This window comes from Nocardioides ginkgobilobae, from assembly GCF_054781275.1.
The window spans coordinates 107501-124304 of sequence record NZ_BAAGUS010000008.1; the positions used below are offsets into that span (position 1 = coordinate 107501).

15 protein-coding genes are annotated in these 16804 nt (G+C 72.2%); 6 read left to right on the forward strand and 9 right to left on the reverse strand.

The genetic code is table 11. From position 1 onward, the window contains the following. Window positions 1-2 precede the first annotated feature (2 nt). Window positions 3-1223, reverse strand: a complete 1221-nt coding sequence (locus ACYVID_RS09825) for an acyl-CoA dehydrogenase family protein (RefSeq protein ID WP_460736626.1) — start codon at window positions 1221-1223, stop codon at window positions 3-5. 61 nt (window positions 1224-1284) lie between these two features. Between ACYVID_RS09825 and ACYVID_RS09830 the strand changes: the two genes are divergently transcribed. The 4 genes from ACYVID_RS09830 to ACYVID_RS09845 are packed head-to-tail and all read left to right on the forward strand — an operon-like array spanning window position 1285 to window position 5910. Next, window positions 1285-2817, forward strand: a complete 1533-nt coding sequence (locus ACYVID_RS09830; protein ID WP_460736530.1) for a FadD3 family acyl-CoA ligase — start codon at window positions 1285-1287, stop codon at window positions 2815-2817. Then, a complete protein-coding gene (locus ACYVID_RS09835) occupies window positions 2814-4007 on the forward strand; it encodes an acyl-CoA dehydrogenase family protein (RefSeq protein ID WP_460736531.1) in 1194 nt (397 codons plus the stop codon). Before ACYVID_RS09830 ends, ACYVID_RS09835 begins: the two co-directional genes overlap by 4 nt. Next, window positions 4004-4912 (forward strand): acyl-CoA dehydrogenase family protein, encoded by a 909-nt coding sequence (locus ACYVID_RS09840; protein ID WP_460736532.1) that lies wholly within the window; start codon window positions 4004-4006, stop codon window positions 4910-4912. The genes ACYVID_RS09835 and ACYVID_RS09840 overlap by 4 nt, the downstream gene beginning before the upstream one ends. Next, the gene (locus ACYVID_RS09845; RefSeq protein WP_460736533.1) at window positions 4912-5910 is read left to right on the forward strand and encodes an acyl-CoA dehydrogenase family protein; all 999 of its coding nucleotides are present in this window, start codon (window positions 4912-4914) and stop codon (window positions 5908-5910) included. Before ACYVID_RS09840 ends, ACYVID_RS09845 begins: the two co-directional genes overlap by 1 nt. A 276-nt stretch (window positions 5911-6186) precedes the next feature. Here ACYVID_RS09845 and ACYVID_RS09850 read toward each other — a convergent pair whose 3' ends face one another. The 7 genes from ACYVID_RS09850 to ACYVID_RS09880 form a co-directional block, all read right to left on the reverse strand. Next, the gene (locus tag ACYVID_RS09850; RefSeq protein WP_460736534.1) at window positions 6187-6828 is read right to left on the reverse strand and encodes a flavin reductase family protein; all 642 of its coding nucleotides are present in this window, start codon (window positions 6826-6828) and stop codon (window positions 6187-6189) included. A gap of 44 nt (window positions 6829-6872) precedes the next feature. Beyond that, window positions 6873-7769 (reverse strand): iron-dependent extradiol dioxygenase HsaC, encoded by an 897-nt coding sequence (hsaC, locus tag ACYVID_RS09855; RefSeq protein WP_460736535.1) that lies wholly within the window; start codon window positions 7767-7769, stop codon window positions 6873-6875. 31 nt (window positions 7770-7800) lie between these two features. Then, complete coding sequence (gene hsaD / locus ACYVID_RS09860; protein ID WP_460736536.1) at window positions 7801-8706, reverse strand: 4,5:9,10-diseco-3-hydroxy-5,9,17-trioxoandrosta-1(10),2-diene-4-oate hydrolase; 906 nt, start codon at window positions 8704-8706, stop codon at window positions 7801-7803. Between the two features lie 4 nt (window positions 8707-8710). Beyond that, window positions 8711-9877: a 3-hydroxy-9,10-secoandrosta-1,3,5(10)-triene-9,17-dione monooxygenase oxygenase subunit gene (gene hsaA, locus ACYVID_RS09865; protein WP_300641742.1), complete on the reverse strand. Its 1167-nt coding sequence runs from the start codon at window positions 9875-9877 to the stop codon at window positions 8711-8713. Window positions 9878-9965: 88 nt separating this feature from the next. Then, the gene (dmpG, locus tag ACYVID_RS09870; RefSeq protein ID WP_460736537.1) at window positions 9966-11057 is read right to left on the reverse strand and encodes a 4-hydroxy-2-oxovalerate aldolase; all 1092 of its coding nucleotides are present in this window, start codon (window positions 11055-11057) and stop codon (window positions 9966-9968) included. Further along, window positions 11054-11965: an acetaldehyde dehydrogenase (acetylating) gene (locus ACYVID_RS09875; RefSeq protein WP_460736538.1), complete on the reverse strand. Its 912-nt coding sequence runs from the start codon at window positions 11963-11965 to the stop codon at window positions 11054-11056. The genes dmpG and ACYVID_RS09875 overlap by 4 nt, the downstream gene beginning before the upstream one ends. A 47-nt stretch (window positions 11966-12012) precedes the next feature. Further along, window positions 12013-12822: a 2-keto-4-pentenoate hydratase gene (locus ACYVID_RS09880; RefSeq protein ID WP_460736539.1), complete on the reverse strand. Its 810-nt coding sequence runs from the start codon at window positions 12820-12822 to the stop codon at window positions 12013-12015. A gap of 34 nt (window positions 12823-12856) precedes the next feature. Between ACYVID_RS09880 and kstD the strand changes: the two genes are divergently transcribed. Together kstD and ACYVID_RS09890 are read left to right on the forward strand one after the other, a co-directional pair. Next, complete coding sequence (gene kstD, locus ACYVID_RS09885) at window positions 12857-14572, forward strand: 3-oxosteroid 1-dehydrogenase (RefSeq protein WP_460736540.1); 1716 nt, start codon at window positions 12857-12859, stop codon at window positions 14570-14572. Continuing rightward, the gene (locus tag ACYVID_RS09890; RefSeq protein WP_460736541.1) at window positions 14572-15450 is read left to right on the forward strand and encodes a MaoC/PaaZ C-terminal domain-containing protein; all 879 of its coding nucleotides are present in this window, start codon (window positions 14572-14574) and stop codon (window positions 15448-15450) included. The genes kstD and ACYVID_RS09890 overlap by 1 nt, the downstream gene beginning before the upstream one ends. Before the next feature lie 132 nt (window positions 15451-15582). Here ACYVID_RS09890 and ACYVID_RS09895 read toward each other — a convergent pair whose 3' ends face one another. Next, a complete protein-coding gene (locus tag ACYVID_RS09895) occupies window positions 15583-16791 on the reverse strand; it encodes a DUF480 domain-containing protein (protein WP_460736542.1) in 1209 nt (402 codons plus the stop codon). Window positions 16792-16804 lie beyond the last annotated feature (13 nt).

The following is a 16804-nucleotide window of genomic DNA, read 5'->3' on the forward strand; positions in this document are numbered from 1 at the left end:
GGTCAGGCTCCCTTGGGCTCGCGGGGCAGACCGAGCACGCGCTCGGCCAGGATGTTCTTCTGCACCTCGTCGCTGCCGCCGTAGATGGTGTCGGCACGCGCGAAGAGGAAGATCCGCTGGAGCTCGTCCAGCTCGTAGGTGCCGTGGCCGGCACCGGACTGCTCGGGGGCGGCCTGCAGCAGTCCGTCGGTGCCGAGCACGTCCATCGCCACCTCGCCGAGGCGCTGGTGCCAGTTGGCCCAGACGATCTTGAAGATCGATCCGGCTCCGCCGCCGGCGGCGGAGTCCTCACCGCCGCTGACCGCCGACAGGCCGCGGATGCCGTTGGAGCGCATGACGCTCAGCTCCGCCTGCAGCGAGGCGAGCCGGTCGCGTAGCACGGGGTCGTCGATCGCGCCGTTGGCGCGAGCCCGCTCGCAGACCACGGCGAGCTCGCGCTGGAACCCGACGACCTGGCCGAGCGTGGACACGCCGCGCTCGAAGCCCAGCAGGCCCATCGCCACGCCCCAGCCGCGACCGGGCTCCCCCACGACGAGGTCGGCGTCGGTGACGGCACCGGTGAAGAAGACCTCGTTGAACTCCGACCCGCCGGTCAGCTGCTCGATCGGGCGCACCTCGATGCCCGGCTGGTCCAGCGGGACGAGCAGGAAGGAGAGGCCGTGGTGGCGCTGCGAGCCGGGCTCGGTGCGGGCGACGACGAAGACCCACTGGGAGAAGTGCGCGTTGGAGGTCCAGACCTTCTGCCCGTCGACGACCCACTGGGAGCCGTCGTCGGAGAGCCGGGCGCGGGTCTGGACGTTGGCGAGGTCGGAGCCGGCGTTGGGCTCGGAGTAGCCCTGGGCCCACAGCTCCTCGACGCGCAGGATCGGACCCAGGAACCGCTCGCGCTGCGCGTCGGTGCCGAAGGCCAGCAGGGTCGGCCCGACCAGCTGCTCGCCCAGGTGGTTGACGGTGGCGGGAGCGTTCGCCCGGGCGTACTCCTCGTGGAAGATCACCTGCTGCCACAGGCTCAGTCCCCGTCCGCCGTGCTCGGTCGGCCACCCCACGCACGTCCAGCCCTCGCGCGCCAGGAAGCGGTTCCACTCCAGCCGCTCGTCGAGGGCCTCGTGGTCGCGACCGGGTCCGCCGAGGCCGCGCAGGCCCTTCCACTCCCCGGCCAGGTGGTCCTCGAGGAAGGCGCGCAGATCAGCGCGGAACGCCTCGTCGGCTGCTGAGTAACCCATGTCCACGGGTGCTACCCTACCAAGCACTTGCTTGGTTGAGTGAGAGGCGACGTCGATCAGCGTGATCACAGAGCAGACCATCCCCGCGGTGCTCCGCGCCGCTGCGGCGCGCTTCGGCGACCACCCGGCGTACGTCGAGGGCGACCGCACCCTGTCCCACGCCGCGCTCCTCGACGAGGTGCGCGCGGTGGCCCGAGGCCTGGTGGCCCACGGCCTCGGCGTCGGCGACCGGGTCGTCCTGTGGGCACCGAACAGCATCGACTGGGCCGTCACGGCCCTCGCGGTGACGTACGCCGGCGGCGTGCTCGTCCCCGCGAACTCCCGCTACACCGGCGCGGAGGTCGCGGACCTGGTCGCCCGGACCGCGGCCCCGGTCGTGGTGCTGGCCGACGGCTTCCTGGGCCGCAGCCAGCGTGCGGAGCTGGCCGCCGCCCGCGGCGGTGACGCCCCCGAGGCGATCGTCGACCTGGCCGACCTCGCTCGGGTGCGGCAGGCCGGCGAGCAGGTGCCGGCAGCCGAGGTCGAGGAGCGGGCCGACGCGGTCACCACCGACGACGTCGCCGACGTCCTGTTCACCTCGGGCACCACCGGGAAGCCCAAGGGCGCGATGTCCGCGCACCGCCAGTCGATCGGTGTCGCCCGCGCGTGGGCCGAGCTCGGGGGCGTCCGGCAGGACGACCGCTACCTCGTGGTCAACCCATTCTTCCACTCGTTCGGCTACAAGATCGGCATCCTCGTCGGCCTTCTCACCGGCGCCACCCTCTACCCGGTGGCGACCTTCGACCTCGACGAGACCATGCGGCTGATCGAGACCGAGCGGATCACCGTCCTCCCCGGCGCGCCGACGATCTACCAGTCGTTGCTGGCCGCGCCGGGCCGCGCGGAGCGCGACCTCTCCAGCCTCCGCCTCGCCGTCACCGGCGCCGCCGTGGTGCCGGTCGTGCTCATCGAGCGGATGCGCGCCGCCGCCCCCGAGGGGCTCGGCATCGACCAGGTCGTCACCGCCTTCGGGATGACCGAGGCCGTGGTCGTCACGATGGCCCGCGACGGCGACCCGGCCGAGCTCGTGGCCACCACGTGCGGCCGCGCGATCCCCGGCATGGAGACGCGGATCGACTCCCCCGGCGAGGACGGCAGCGGCGAGCTCCTCGTGCGTGGCGACTTCGTGATGCTCGGCTACCTCGACGACCCGGAGGCCACGGCCGAGGCGATCGACGGCGACGGCTGGCTGCACACCGGCGACGTGGGCGTCCTCGACGGGGCCGGGAACCTGCGGATCACCGACCGGCTCAAGGACATGTACATCTCGGGCGGCTTCAACGTCTACCCCGCCGAGGTCGAGCAGCAGCTGATGCGCCTCGACGGCGTGGCGGACGTCGCCGTGGTCGGGGTCCCGGACGAGCGGATGGGCGAGGTGGGCAAGGCCTTCGTCGTCCGGGCCGCGACCCCCGCCGGCGAGGACCTCACCGACGAGGTCGTCGCCTCGTTCGCCAGGGAGCACCTGGCGAACTTCAAGGTGCCGCGACAGGTGGAGTTCACGGGCGCGCTGCCGCGCAACCTGTCCGGCAAGGTGCTGAAGAAGGATCTGCGATGAACGAGACCATGAGCCTGGACCTGTCCGAGTCCGAGCTGGCGTTCCAGGCCGAGGCCCGGGCCTGGCTCGCCGAGAACGTCCCGGCCGAGCCGCTCCCCTCCATGGACACCCCCGAGGGCTGGGCGCGGCACCAGGAGTGGGAGCGCACGCTCGCCGACGCCCGCTTCTCGGTGGTGTCGTGGCCCCGGGAGTTCGGCGGCCGCGAGGCCTCGCTCGTGGAGTGGGTGGTCTTCGAGGAGGAGTACTACCGTGCCGGGGCCCCCGGCCGGGTCTCCCAGAACGGCATCTTCCTGCTCGCCCCGATCCTCTTCGAGCACGGCACCCCCGAGCAGCAGCAGCGCTTCCTGCCCAGCATGGCCACCGGCGAGCAGGTCTGGGCGCAGTGCTGGTCCGAGCCGGAGGCCGGCTCCGACCTCGCCTCCCTGCGCTCGACCGCGCGGCGCGACGACGAGCGCGGCGGCTGGGTCCTGAACGGGCAGAAGACCTGGTCCTCCCGCGCGGCGCTGGCCCACTGGGGCTTCGGGCTCTTCCGCTCCGACCCCGAGGCGCAGAAGCACGCCGGGCTCACCTACTTCCTCTTCCCGCTCGACGCCCCCGGCATCACCGTGCGCCCGATCGCCCAGCTCGACGGCGAGGCGGGCTTCGCGGAGATCTTCTTCGAGGAGGTCTTCGTCCCCGACGCCGACGTGCTCGGCGGCGTCGGTGACGGCTGGCGGGTGGCCATGAGCACCGCCGGCAACGAGCGCGGGCTCTCCCTGCGCTCCCCCGGCCGGTTCTGCGCCGCCGCCGACCGGCTGCTCGAGCTCTACCGGCGTACGCCGCACGCGCCCGCCGCCGCCGGCGACCGGGTCGTCGACGCGTGGATCGCCGCGCAGGCCTACCGCCTCTACACCTGGGGCACCGTGACGCGGCTGCGCGACGGCGGCGACATGGGCGCAGCGGGCTCGGTCAACAAGGTCTTCTGGTCCGAGCTCGACGTGGCCCTCCACGAGACCGCGCTCGACCTGCTCGGCCCCGAGGGCGAGGTCGAGTCGACCTGGCTCGACGGCTACACCTTCTCGCTGTCCGGGCCGATCTACGCGGGCACCAACGAGGTCCAGCGCAACATCGTCGCGGAGCGGATCCTGGGGCTCCCCCGCGAGCCGAAGGCCCACCAGCCCAAGCCCGAGTCGAAGGGGGCAGTCACGTGAGGTTCGAGCTCGACGAGGACCAGCGCGACTTCGCGTCCGCGCTGGAGTCCCTGCTCGCCGGCGCCGGCACGGTGGCGGCCGCCCGCGCCTGGGCCGAGGGCGACCACGCCCCCGGCCTGGGGCTGTGGAAGCGGCTGGCCGACCTCGGCGTGACCTCCCTGGCGACCGAGGCCTCGCCGGTCGAGGTGGCGATCGCCTTCGAGGCGATCGGCCGGCACGTCGTGCCCGGCCCGTGGATCGAGTCCGCGGCCTTCCTCCCGGTGCTGCTGGGCCACGAGGTCGAGGGGGTCGCGACCGCCGTCGTCCCCCCGCACGTGCCCCTCGCGCTGGACGCCGACGTCGCCGACGCGGTGTACGTCGGCGGCGACCCGGCTCCGAGCGGCGCGTCGATCGGTGACCCGCTGGGCTCCGTGGACCGCACGCGCCGGCTGTTCCGGGTCGAGGACTCCGAGGGCTCCGGCGCCCCGCTGCACCAGGAGGCCTTCGACCTGGCCGTGCTGGCCTGCTCCGCCGAGCTCCTCGGTGCCGGGGAGCGGGTGCTGGCCGACTCGGTGACCTACGTGGGGCAGCGCACCCAGTTCGGCCGCCCGATCGGGTCGTACCAGGCGATCAAGCACGCGCTGGCCGACGTGCGGATCGCGCTCGACTTCGCCCGACCTCTGGTGCTGGGTGCGGCCCTCGGCGACGTGCCGGTGTCGGCCGCCAAGGTGGCGGCCGGCGACGCGGCGTACCTCGCCTCGCGCACGGGCCTGCAGGTCCACGGCGCCATCGGCTACACCCAGGAGTTCGACCTGAGCCTGTGGCTGGGTCGGATCCGCGCCCTGGTCGGCGCGTGGGGCACCGCGTCCTTCCACCGGGAGCGGCTGCTCCAGCAGCTGACCGGCACCGGGGCGGAGGTGCGCTGATGGACCTCTCTCTCTCCGAGGAGCAGACCGAGCTGGTCAGCACCGTCCGCGCGGTGCTCGACAAGCGCTGCGACAGCCGGGCCGTGCGGGCGGCGATCGCCTCGGAGGCCGGCTACGACGCCGACCTGTGGCGGTTCCTGTGCGAGCAGATCGGGATCGCGGCGCTGGCCGTCCCGGAGGAGCACGACGGCGTCGGCGCCTCGCTGGTCGAGGCCGTGCTGGTGCTCGAGGAGCTGGGTCGCGCCCTCGCGCCGGTGCCGATGCTCTCCTCCCTGGTGACCGCCGAGGCGGTCCTGGCCGGCGCGGACAGCGACGCGCAGGCGCGCCTGCTCCCCCGCCTGGCCGCCGGTGAGGTCGGGGCCTTCGCGGTCCTCGTCGACGGCCACGCACGGGTCGTGCTGGACGCCGACCTCGCCGACGTCCTGGTCGTCGCCTCGGGCGCGGACCTGCTGGAGGTCCCGGGCGCCGCGGCCACCTGGACCCCTTCCATGGACCAGACCCTTCGGCTGGGCAGCCTGACCGTCGACACCGCGGGCGCGACCCGCATCGGGTCCGCGGCACCGGCCGTCGAGCGTGCCGACCTCGTGGGCGCGGTCGGCGCCGTGGCACTCGCCGTGGGCTGTGCCCAGCGCGGCCTGGACATGACGGTGGCCTACAGCAAGGACCGTGTGCAGTTCGGCCGCCCCATCGGCTCCTTCCAGGCGCTCAAGCACCGGATGGCCGAGATGCTGGTGCTCCTGGAGATGTCCCGCTCGGCGTCGTGGGGAGCGGCGTACGCCGTCGCCTCCGGCGACCCCGAGGCCGGCCAGGTCGTGCACGCCGCGAAGTCCTACGTCGGCGAGGCCGTGGCCCGGGTCGCGGCCGAGACCGTGCAGATGCACGGCGGCATCGCCATCACCTGGGAGCACGACGCGCACCTGGTCTTCAAGCGAGCGCACGCGCTCGGACGGCTCTTCGGGGCGCCCCACGAGCACCGCGCCGCGCTGGTGCTGCCCTAGCCGGGCAACGACCCCCGGCCCCGCCCCCACGCCGGCGACCTCACCCCACGGCTCGGCAACACCGCCCTCCCGGCAGCTGTTGCCGAGCCGTGGTGCCTACGTGAGGTCGAGGTGGCGGACGTGTGGTGTGCCCCCGCCTAGTTTCTTGTCATGGCCCAGGGCCCGCGCAGCACGCGGGATCGACCCGGGCCGACGGCTGGGTCCTCTACCCACCCCCGGAGGGCGTCAGCCGGCTTGGGGGGCTCTGCGGTGCCTGGGAGTTGCGTGCTGGCTCTCTCAGGCCCCGTCGGTCACCCGCTCCGTGGTCGAGTAGCGACCACGGAAGAAGAGCAGGGGGTCCTCGACGTCGCCGGTCTCCAGCGCCTGCACCCGGCCCACCACGATGTAGTGGTCACCGGCCTCGTGGACCGCGTGGATCGTGCAGTCCAGGTGCGCGAGCGTCCCGCGGATCAGCGGCGACCCGGTCGCCTCGGTCGGCACCCAGTCGACGCCGGCGAACTTGTCGGCACCGCGGCTGGCCATCTGGTTGGACAGCCAGTCCTGGTCGGCGGCCAGGACGTTGACGCAGAACTTGCCGGAGCGGTGGATCAGCGGCCACGCACGCGAGGCTTTGGCCGGGATGAACGTGACCAGCGGCGGGTCGAGCGAGACGCTGGAGAAGGACTGGCAGGTCATGCCGACCGGCTCACCGCCGCTCATCGAGGTCACCACCGTGACGCCGGAGGCGAACTGCGAGAGCACGTCGCGGAAGCGCCGGGCGGCAGCCACGGCCTCCCCGTCGTCGGCCGGGACCTCGACCTCGTCGCCGGGGCGCAGCCCGAAGAGGGAGTCGCCCAGCCAGGAGTCGATCAGCTCGGGGCTGGGCCACGTGGCGCGTGCGTCCGCGCGCATGCCCTCGGGGATCTCGTGGGACTCCATGCGTGCCAGCCTAGGTACCTCGATGCCTTCCAGCACGACGGGGTCTACCGACCGCCGCCGAAGTCGTGGCCCCAGTAGGAGACCGCGGTCGACTCGCGCGCGACCCACGACCGGTCCTCGACCCGCAGGCCGTCGGTGCCGAACTCGACGTCGAAGCCTGCCGGGCTCTTGACGTAGAAGGAGACCATCTCGTCGTTCATGTGCCTGCCCAGCGTCGCCGAGAGCGGAGCCCCGTGCTTGCGCACGCGCTCGAGCGCTCGACCCACGTCGTCGAGCTCGTCGACCTCGAGCATGATGTGGACGCACTTGGCCGGGTTGGGCATCGGCAGGAACGCCAGCGAGTGGTGGCGCGGGTTGACGCCCAGGAAGCGCAGCCACACCTTCGAGCCGGGCTCCTTGCCGACGAACTCGCCCGGCATGCTCATGGAGTCGCGCAGCCGGAAGCCCAGGACGTCGGTGTAGAAGCGCAGGGCCTCCACGTCGTCGGTGACCGGCAGCACGATGTGACCCATCCCCTGGTCGCCGGTGACGAACCTCGCGGCGTACGGCGTCACGACGGGACGGGCCTCGTAGGTGATGCCGTGGAACAGCTCGAAGACGTTGTCGAAGGGGTCGGTGAACCGGACCAGCTCCTGCACGCGGCGCTCGTCCAGCTCCTCCTTCGTGCCCTCGACGAAGTCCACGCCCGCCTTCTGCAGGTGCTCGCGGCACTCCTGGAGGGCCCGGTGGTCGGCCACCTCCCACCCGACGCAGTCGAGCTGGTCGACCTCGCCCGGCACGACCACGAGCCGCGCCGACACCTCGTCGATGCGGTAGTAGAGGTGGCCGGGCGTCGGGCCGCGACCCTCGGCGAGGCCGAGGACCTTGCCGGCGAAGGTGCGCCACTGGTCGAGGTCGGTGCTGGAGACCCGGACGTAGCCCATGGACTTGATGTCGATCATCGGTGCGCCCCTCCCGAGGCGGAGACTGCGGTCAGCGGGTGCGCTCGACGTGGCGCGCGAGGAAGGCGGTCGCCACCTCGCGGAACTCCTCGGCGGCCTCGATCTGCGCCCAGTGGCCGCAGTTGGGGAAGACGTGGAGCTGGGCGCGCGGGATGGTCTTGAGGGCCACCATCGCGCCGTCGAGCGGGTTGACGCGGTCCTCGCGCCCCCAGGTGAGCAGGGTGTGCTTGCGCAGGCGGTGCGCCTCGCGCCAGAGCATGCCGTCCTCAGCGGTCTCCGGGTTCCAGAAGGACATGCCCATGGAGCGCATGGCCTCCTGGGCACCCGGGGCCGTGGCGTCGGCGAAGCGCGCCTCGACCAGCTCGTCGGTGACCAGGGACTGGTCCACGACCATGCAGGAGATGAAGGCGCGCAGCTTCTCGCGGGTCGGCTCCGCGCCGAAGTCCATGAGTCGCTGGACGCCCTCGGTGGGGTCGGCGTGGAAGAGGTTGAGCGAGAGCCCGCCCGGTCCCATCAGCACCAGCCGGCCGACCCGCTCGGGGTGGGACAGCGCCAGTCGCATCGCCGTACCGCCGCCCAGGCTGTTGCCGAGCAGGTGCACCTTCGCGATGCCGAGCTGGTCGAGCAGGGCCACGACGGCGTCGGCGGAGAAGCGGTAGTAGTTGCCCACCACCGGCGGCTTGTCGGAGGCGCCGAACCCGGGCTGGTCGACCAGCAGGGTGCGGAACTCCTCGGCGAAGCCCGGCAGCGCCGGCCCGAAGTTGGACCAGGACGAGGCCCCGGGGCCGCCGCCGTGCAGCATCACGAGCGGCAGGCGCTCGGCCTTGCCGGCGTCGTCGCCCCGGGCGTCGGCCTCGTAGTAGGCCAGGGAGAGGTCACCCGCCGCCTCGGTCTTCACCGCGACGGTGCGGCGGGTGTCCTCCTTGGTGAAGGTCATGTGATCAGTACATCCCCGGGTCGATCTTGTGCCCGAACTCGTGGGCGCCGAACATCTGCAGGGCGCGCTCGGGGTCGTTGGCCGCGTGCACCCGACCGGCGTGGGCGTCGCGCCACGCACGCTGGAGGTAGGTGCCCTTGGTCAGGGCCCGGCCGCCGGAGGCCTCGAACAGCGAGTCGATGGCCTCGATGGCGCGCTGCGAGCCGATGACCTGGTCGCGGCGGACCTTGAGCCGGGTCTTGAGCGGGATCTTCTCGCCCTTGGCGACGTAGTCCTGCTCCTCGCGGATGTTGTTGACCAGCAGGGCCCAGGCGGCGTCGATCTCGCTCGAGGCGCGGGCGATGCGCACGGCGGCGAACGGGTCGAGGCTGGCCTTCTCACCGAGGTAGGCGGCGCGGGTGCGCTTCTGCTGCATCTCGATGTGCTCCTCGTAGGCGCCCATCGCCATGCCGATGATCGGCGTGGTGATGGTGCCCGTGAAGATCGAGTGGAAGGGCAGCTTGTAGAGGTCGGAGGTGTTCTGCTCCTGGCCCGGGCCGCGGCACTGGCCGGTCTCGCCCATGGAGAGGGTGAAGGCCTCGGGGATGAAGACGTCCTCGACCAGGATGTCGTTCGAGCCGGTGCCGGCGAGGCCGACCATGTTCCAGACGTCGATGATCGTGTACTTGTCGCGCGGGACCATGAACGTCTTGAAGTCGACGATCTGGCCCTCCTCGGTGAAGACGAGCCCACCGAGCAGCACCCACTGGCAGTGGTCGGCACCGGAGGAGAAGCTCCACTTGCCGCTGAGGATGTAACCGCCCTCGGTCACCGTCGCCTTGCCCGTGGGGGCGTAGGAGGAGGAGAGGCGGGTCTTGGTGTCCTCGCCCCAGACGGCCTGCTGGGCCTCGTCGGCGAACAGGGCGACCTGCCACGGGTGCACGCCGACCACGCTGGAGACCCAGCCGGTCGAGCCGCAGGCGCTCGCGATGTCGCGGACCGCGGTGTAGAAGTCCACCGGGTCGGACTCGAAGCCGTCGAACCGCTTGGGCTGGAGCAGCTGGAAGAAGCCGGTCTCCTCCAGCTCCTTGATGTTGGACTCCGGCACAACACGGAGTGCCTCGGTCTCCTCGGCTCGCTCCCGGAAGGTCGGGAGCAGGTCGCGGACGCCGTCGAGGACTGCCTGGGACATCGCACAACTCCTGGGTCGGTGGAACCTGTTGCACCAAGACTAGAACACGTTCCAGTTTTGGCCAAGGACATCGGGGGTGAGAGGTGTCTCAGGCGTTGGCGGCCTGCTTGTCCTGCTCGGCCTTGAGCAGCAGGGCGATGTCGATGAGCTGGTCCTCCTGGCCGCCGATGAGCTTGCGGCGCCCGGCCTCGAGCAGGATCTTCGCGCCCGAGACGCCGTAGCGCTCGGCGGCGTTGCCGGCGTGCTTGAGGAAGGAGGAGTAGACCCCGGCGTAGCCCATCATCAGCGTCATCCGGTTGAGCTCGCACTCCTCCGGCATCGCGGGCTTGATGACGTCCTCGCTCGCGTCGACGATCTGGAGGAAGTCCACGCCGGTGCGCCAGCCGAGCTTGTCGCAGACGCCGATGAACGCCTCGAGGGGCGTGTTGCCGGCTCCGGCGCCGAAGCGGCGGACCGACCCGTCGATCTGGGTCGCACCCGCGCGCGCCGCGGCGACGGTGTTGGCGACACCGAGGGCGAGGTTCTCGTGGCCGTGGAACCCGACGTCGGCGACGTCGCCGATCTCGGCGACGACCGCGGCGACCCGGTCGCTGGTCTGCTCCATGATCAGCGCGCCGGCGGAGTCGACGACGTAGACGCACTGGCAGCCGGCGTCGACCATGATCCGCGCCTGCTTGGCGAGCACCTCGGGGGCCTGGGTGTGGGACATCATGAGGAACCCGACGGTCTCCAGACCCAGCTCGCGCGCCAGCCCGAAGTGCTGGATCGAGGTGTCGGCCTCGGTGCAGTGCGTGGCGATGCGGCAGATCTGGCCGCCGTTGTCCTGCGCGGCGCGGATGTCGTCCTTGGTGCCGACGCCCGGGAGCATCAAGAAGGCGATCTTGGCGCGCTTCGCGGTCTCCGCGGCGATCCGGATCAGCTCCTGCTCGGGGGTGCGGGAGAAGCCGTAGTTGAACGAGGAGCCGCCCAGGCCGTCGCCGTGGGTGACCTCGATGACCGGGATGCCCGAGGAGTCGAGTGCCTCGACGATGTCGTGGACCTCGGTCGCGGTGAACTGGTGGCGCTTGTGGTGCGACCCGTCGCGCAGGCAGGTGTCGGTCAGCCGCAGGTCGATCTCGCCGAACGGCTCGGTACCGTGGGTGCCGGACCAGGTGCGGGTGAGGGTGTTCAGGTCGTTCACTTCGTGCCTCCGGCCAGGATCGAGCGGGCGATGTTGTCGCCGACGCGGGCGGCCGCGGCGGTCATGATGTCGAGGTTGCCGGCGTACGGCGGCAGGAAGTCGCCCGCGCCCTCGACCTCGACGAAGATCGAGACCTTCAGCGCGCCGCGGGTGGCGGCCGACGGCTCGTCGAGCTGCGGCTCCTGCAGCAGGCGGTAGCCCGGCACGTACTCCTGGACGGCCTTCTCCATCGCGTGGACCGAGGCGATGATCGCGTCCCGGTCGGCGTCGGGGTCGGCGGCGCAGAAGATGGTGTCGCGCATGATCATCGGCGGCTCGGCCGGGTTCAGGATGATGATCGCCTTGCCCTCGGTCGCGCCGCCGATGTCGCGCACCCCGGCCGAGGTGGTGCGGGTGAACTCGTCGATGTTGGCGCGCGTGCCGGGGCCCGCGGACATCGAGGACACCGAGGCGACGATCTCGGCGTACGACACCGGGGCGACCCGGGAGACCGCCGCGACCATCGGGATCGTGGCCTGGCCACCGCAGGTGATCATGTTGACGTTCATCGCGTCCACGTGGGTCTCGCCGTTGACCGGCGGGATCACTGCGGGGCCGATGGCGGCGGGCGTCAGGTCGACCGCCCGGATGCCGGCCTCCTCGTAGCGCGGGGCGTACTCGCGGTGCACGTAGGCAGACGTGGCCTCGAAGATCAGGTCGGGCAGCACGTCCTGCTTCAGCAGCCAGTCCACGCCCTCGTGGCTGGCCTCCAGACCCTGGGCCGCAGCCAGCTTGAGCCCCTCCGACGACGGGTCGACGCCGATCATCCAGCGCGGCTCGACCACCTCCGAGCGCATGAGCTTGTACATCAGGTCCGTGCCGATGTTCCCCGGTCCGACGATCGCCGCCGTCAGCTTGTTCTCGGTCATGGGTCTCCCTGGTTCTTCGTGCGGTTCAGCAGGTCTGGTGGTGCGGGTCAGTCGGTGAAGGTGACGGCCAGCGGGGCGAAGCCGCTGATCGTGGCGACAACCCGGTCGCCGGGCGCGAACGGCACGAACGGGCCGAGCGCGCCGGAGAGCACGAGGTGGCCCTTGCGCAGCGGGTCGCCGAAGCGGGCGGCCTGCACCGCGAGCCAGCGCAGCGCCTCGAGCGGGTCCCCGAGGCAGGCCGCGCCGTTGCCGCTCGAGCGGACCTCGTCGTCGATGGCGAGCGTCATGTCCACGTCGCGCGGCTCGAGCTCGGCCAGCGTGCGGGCGTCGCGGCCCACGACGTACAGACCGCTCGAGGCGCAGTCGGCCACGGTGTCGGTGAAGCCGATGTCCCAGCCGGAGATGCGGGAGTCGACGATCTCCAACGAGGGCAGCGCCACCTCGACGGACTCGCGGACCGCCTCGAGGGTGATGTCGTCGGGGCTGCCCGGGTCGATGTCCTGGGAGAGCACGAAGGCGACCTCGGCCTCGACCCGGGGCTGGAGCAGCCCGGCCATCGAGATCGGGTCGTGCGCGCTGACGTCCATGTCGTCGAGGAGGTAGCCGAAGTCGGGCTGGTCCACCCCGAGCTGGTCCTGGACCGCCTTCGAGGTGGCCCCGATCTTGCGACCCACCACGACCGCGCCCGAGGCGAGGCGACGCTCGACCACGCCCCTCTGCACGGCGTACGCCGCGTCGAGGTCCTCGGTCCCGATCAGGTCCCGGACGGGGGCGCAGGGGGTGCGGGTCTCCTGGGCCCGGACCAGGCGCTCGCTGGCGGCGCGGATCCGGTCGGCAACAGCATCGCTGGACGTCACCCCTGGATACTAGAACCTGTTACAGTTTCGCGCCATGACGGGTACCCAGGAAACCCCCCTGCCGACCGAGGTCGACGTGGTCGTCGTGGGCGCCGGCGCGGCCGGGATGAGCGCGGCCCTGCGGGCCGCCGCCCACGGCCTCGACACCGTGCTGCTGGAGAAGAGCGACTACTTCGGCGGGTCCACCGCCCGCAGCGGCGGCGGCGTCTGGATCCCCGACAACTACGCCCTGCGTGCGGCCGGGGAGTCCGACGGCATCGAGGACGCCAAGACCTACCTCGACGCGATCGTCGGCGACGTGGTCCCCAAGCAGCGCCGCGACACCTACCTCGAGCGCGGGCCCGAGGTCATGGACTTCATCCGCGACCACTCCCCCGTGCGCTTCCGCTGGGTGCCGGAGTACGCCGACTACCAGCCCGAACAGCCGGGCGGCCGGGCCCGCGGGCGCTCGGTCGAGCCGGACCCGATCGACGGGCGCATCATCGGCGCCGAGCTCGAGCGCCTGCACCCGCAGTACACCAAGGCCCCGGCCAACATGGTGGTGCTGCAGCGCGACTTCCGGAAGATCAGCCTGGGCCTGCGCACCCTCGGCGGCCCGATCACGATGCTGCGCGTCCTGCTGCGACGCACGCTGGCCGGCATCCGGCGCCAGCGGCTCTTCGGCATGGGCAACGCCATCGCCATCGGCCTGCGCAAGGGCCTCATGGACGCCGGCGTCCCGGTCGTCCACGGCGCCGAGCTCACCGAGCTGCTCCTCGAGGACGGCCGGGTGGCCGGTGTCGTCGTGACCCGCGACGGCGCCTCGCAGACGGTCCGCGCACGGCGCGGCGTGGTCATCGGCTCCGGCGGCTTCGAGCGCAACCTGGAGATGCGCGAGAAGTACCAGCCCAAGCCCACCTCGGTCGAGTGGACCACCGGCTCGCAGTTCAACACCGGCGGCGGCATCCTGGCCGGGATCGCGGCCGGTGCCGAGGTCGGCCTGATGGACGACTCCTGGTGGGGTCCGACCATCCCGCTCCCGAGCGGCCCGTGGTTCTGCCTGGCCGAGCGCAACCTGCCCGGCTCGATCATCGTCAACCAGGCGGGCAAGCGCTACATGAACGAGGCGCTCCCCTACGTCGAGGCCACCCACAAGATCTACGAGGGCGAGGCCACCGGTGTCGGCCACGTGCCCAGCTGGATGATCATCGACACCCGCTACCGCAACCGCTACCTGTTCGCCGGGCTCTTCCCGCGCCAGCCCTTCCCCGGTCGCTGGTACAAGTTCGGCACGATCAAGAAGGCCTCCACCATCGCCGGGCTGGCCGAGCAGATCGGGGTCCCCGCCGCCGAGCTCGAGGCCACCGTCGAGCGGTTCAACGGCTTCGCCCGCAGTGGCGTCGACGCCGACTTCGGCCGCGGCGAGTCCGCCTACGACAAGTACTACTCCGACCCCACCGTCAAGCCGAACCCCTCGCTCGGCGTGATCGACCAGGGCCCGTTCTACGCGGTCAAGATCGTCCCGGGCGACCTCGGCACCAAGGGCGGCCTGGTCACCGACGAGCACGCCCGCGTGCTGCGCCCCGACGGCTCCCCCATCCCCGGCCTGTACGCCGCCGGCAACGCCTCCTCCGCGGTCATGGGCCACACCTACCCCGGCCCCGGCGGCACGATCGGCCCCGCACTGGTCTTCGGCTACCTGGCCGCGGACGACATCGCGGCGTCCGCGACCGCTCCGGCCGCCGTCCCGATCGAGAGCGAGACCGCCTGATGCCCATCGACCCGTCCGTCGCCATCGGCTCCCCCGTCGGGGAGACGAGCTTCTCCTGGACCGAGAGCGACGTCCTGCTCTACCACCTCGGGATCGGGGCCGGTTCGAAGCCGGGCGACAACCTCTCGCCCGACGCGTTGCGCTACACCCTCGACGGCCCCGCGCTGCAGGTGCTGCCGTCCTTCGGCGTGGTCGTGCCCACCTTCCACATGACCGACCCGCCGCCGCTGGACCTCCCGGGCTGCGACATCAACCTCGCGCAGGTGGTCCACGGCGCCCAGTCCATCTCCCTGGCGGCGCCGCTGCCCACCTCGGGCACCGCCACGATCCGCACGACGCTCACCGACGTGTGGGACAAGGGCAAGGCCGCGGTCATCTGGCAGGAGGGCGTCGCCACCGCCCCCAGCGGTGAGGAGCTGTGGCGGGTCCGCTCCTCGATCTTCGTCAAGGGCGAGGGCGGCTGGGGCGGCGACCGCGGCACCAGCACCGCGGTCGAGGTGCCGGACCGCGCGCCGGACTGCGAGACGTCGTACGCCGTCACGCCGCAGCAGGCCCTGCTCTACCGCCTCTGCGGCGACCGCAACCCGCTGCACGCCGACCCCGACTTCGCCAAGGCCGCCGGCTTCCCGGCGCCGATCCTGCACGGGCTGTGCTCCTACGGGATCGTGCTGCGCGAGCTCACCGACGCGCTCCTGGGCGGGGACGCCACGCGGGTCTCGGGCTTCGGCGCGCGCTTCGCCGGCGTCGTGTTCCCGGGCGAGACGATCCGGGTGCAGGGCTGGCACGAGGACGGGCGGATCGTCGCCTCGGCCACCATCGCCGGTGGCGAGCGCGACGGCTCGCCGGTCCTCGCCGACTGCGCCGTCGACCTGGCCTGACGCGCACGGGATGTCATACGGGCGGGACGTGCACTCCCGCGGGCCGTATGACGTCCCCGACCGGGCTAACAGGACGTCATACGGTCGGGACGTCCGCCCCCGCGGAACGTATGACGTCCGCTGGCGGACACGTCAGGGTCGGCGCGCCAGGACGTAGAGGCGGCGGGCCGTCTCACCGAGGCCGCTCAGCGGTCCGCGCACGAACCACTCGACGTCGGTGAGGCCGGCGGCCGCCACGAGACCGAGGACCGCGTCCGGGTCACGGTGGACCAGGTCAAGGGCCAGCCCCTCCACGCCGTGCCACTCGCTGATCCGGCGTACGTCGTCACCGGCCTGCATCGCGAGCACCAGCAGGCCGCCCGGGGCGAGCGGACGGACCAGTGCCTCGAGGGCGCCGGGCAGCTCGGAGTCGGCGAGGTGGATGAGGGAGTACCACGCGAGCACCGCGCCCCAGCCGGCCGCGGACTCGGGCCGCATGAGCCGGCGCAGGTCGCCGACGTCGTACCGGACTCCGGGGAAGCGCGAGCGCGCCACCGCGACCATCTCCGGCGTGAGGTCGAGCCCGCGGGCCTCGGCACCCAGGGCGGCGAGGTGGGCCGTGACGTGGCCCGGCCCGCAGCCGACCTCGACGACCGGGCCGTCGGCCTCGGCCGCGACCCGCTCCAGCAGCCAGCGCTCGAACGGCAGGTGGTCAAGCTCGTCGGTCAGCGTGTCAGCGTAGACCTCGGCGACGGCGGCGTACGTCGCCCGGACCCGCTCGTCGCGCGCCTCGGGCGAGTCGGCGATCGGCGCCTCGCGGTCCACCGCCGCACCAGGGGCCGGTTCCGGGGCACCCGAGGGCCCCAGCAGGTGCACCCAGCGGTGGTCCCGGTCACCGGGCCGCCGCTCGAGCCGGCGCACGAACCCGCGCTCGGCCATCCCGACCAGGCAGGACTCCGCGTCGTCGCGCCCCTCGAAGGCGTGCAGCCGCTCGGTGCGCGGCCGGAGCTCGCCGGGCGTCTGTGGTCCGCGGAGCAGCAGCACCGTGAGGAGGGCGCGCTCGTCGTCCTCGAGGTCGAGCAGGTCGGTCAGGACCTGGTGGTACTTCAGGGTCCGGCGACCGGTGTCGGACCAGACGATCCGCAGGGCGCCCTTCTCCTTGAGCCCCTTGGCGGTCTGCTCGACCTCCTGCTCGGCCAGGTCCATGACCGGCTCGCGGCTGGAGGTCTGGTTGCACGCGGTGCGCAGCGCACTGAGCGTGAGCGGGTACGACGCCGGCACCGTCACCTGCTTCTCCAGCAGGCTGCCGAGGACGCGCTGCTCGGTCGGGGTCAGCTGGAGGTCGGGTACGAGGTCGGCCACGGCCCGACCCTAG

Coding starts and splice junctions, on each gene's coding strand:
- ACYVID_RS09875 (WP_460736538.1), bottom strand. CDS start 11,965: ATGACCGAGAACAAGCTGACGGCGGCGATCGTCGGACCGGGGAACATC.
- kstD (WP_460736540.1), top strand. CDS start 12,857: ATGACGGGTACCCAGGAAACCCCCCTGCCGACCGAGGTCGACGTGGTC.
- ACYVID_RS09835 (WP_460736531.1), top strand. CDS start 2,814: ATGAACGAGACCATGAGCCTGGACCTGTCCGAGTCCGAGCTGGCGTTC.
- hsaA (WP_300641742.1), bottom strand. CDS start 9,877: ATGTCCCAGGCAGTCCTCGACGGCGTCCGCGACCTGCTCCCGACCTTC.
- ACYVID_RS09890 (WP_460736541.1), top strand. CDS start 14,572: ATGCCCATCGACCCGTCCGTCGCCATCGGCTCCCCCGTCGGGGAGACG.
- ACYVID_RS09850 (WP_460736534.1), bottom strand. CDS start 6,828: ATGGAGTCCCACGAGATCCCCGAGGGCATGCGCGCGGACGCACGCGCC.
- hsaC (WP_460736535.1), bottom strand. CDS start 7,769: ATGATCGACATCAAGTCCATGGGCTACGTCCGGGTCTCCAGCACCGAC.
- hsaD (WP_460736536.1), bottom strand. CDS start 8,706: ATGACCTTCACCAAGGAGGACACCCGCCGCACCGTCGCGGTGAAGACC.
- ACYVID_RS09825 (WP_460736626.1), bottom strand. CDS start 1,223: ATGGGTTACTCAGCAGCCGACGAGGCGTTCCGCGCTGATCTGCGCGCC.
- ACYVID_RS09845 (WP_460736533.1), top strand. CDS start 4,912: ATGGACCTCTCTCTCTCCGAGGAGCAGACCGAGCTGGTCAGCACCGTC.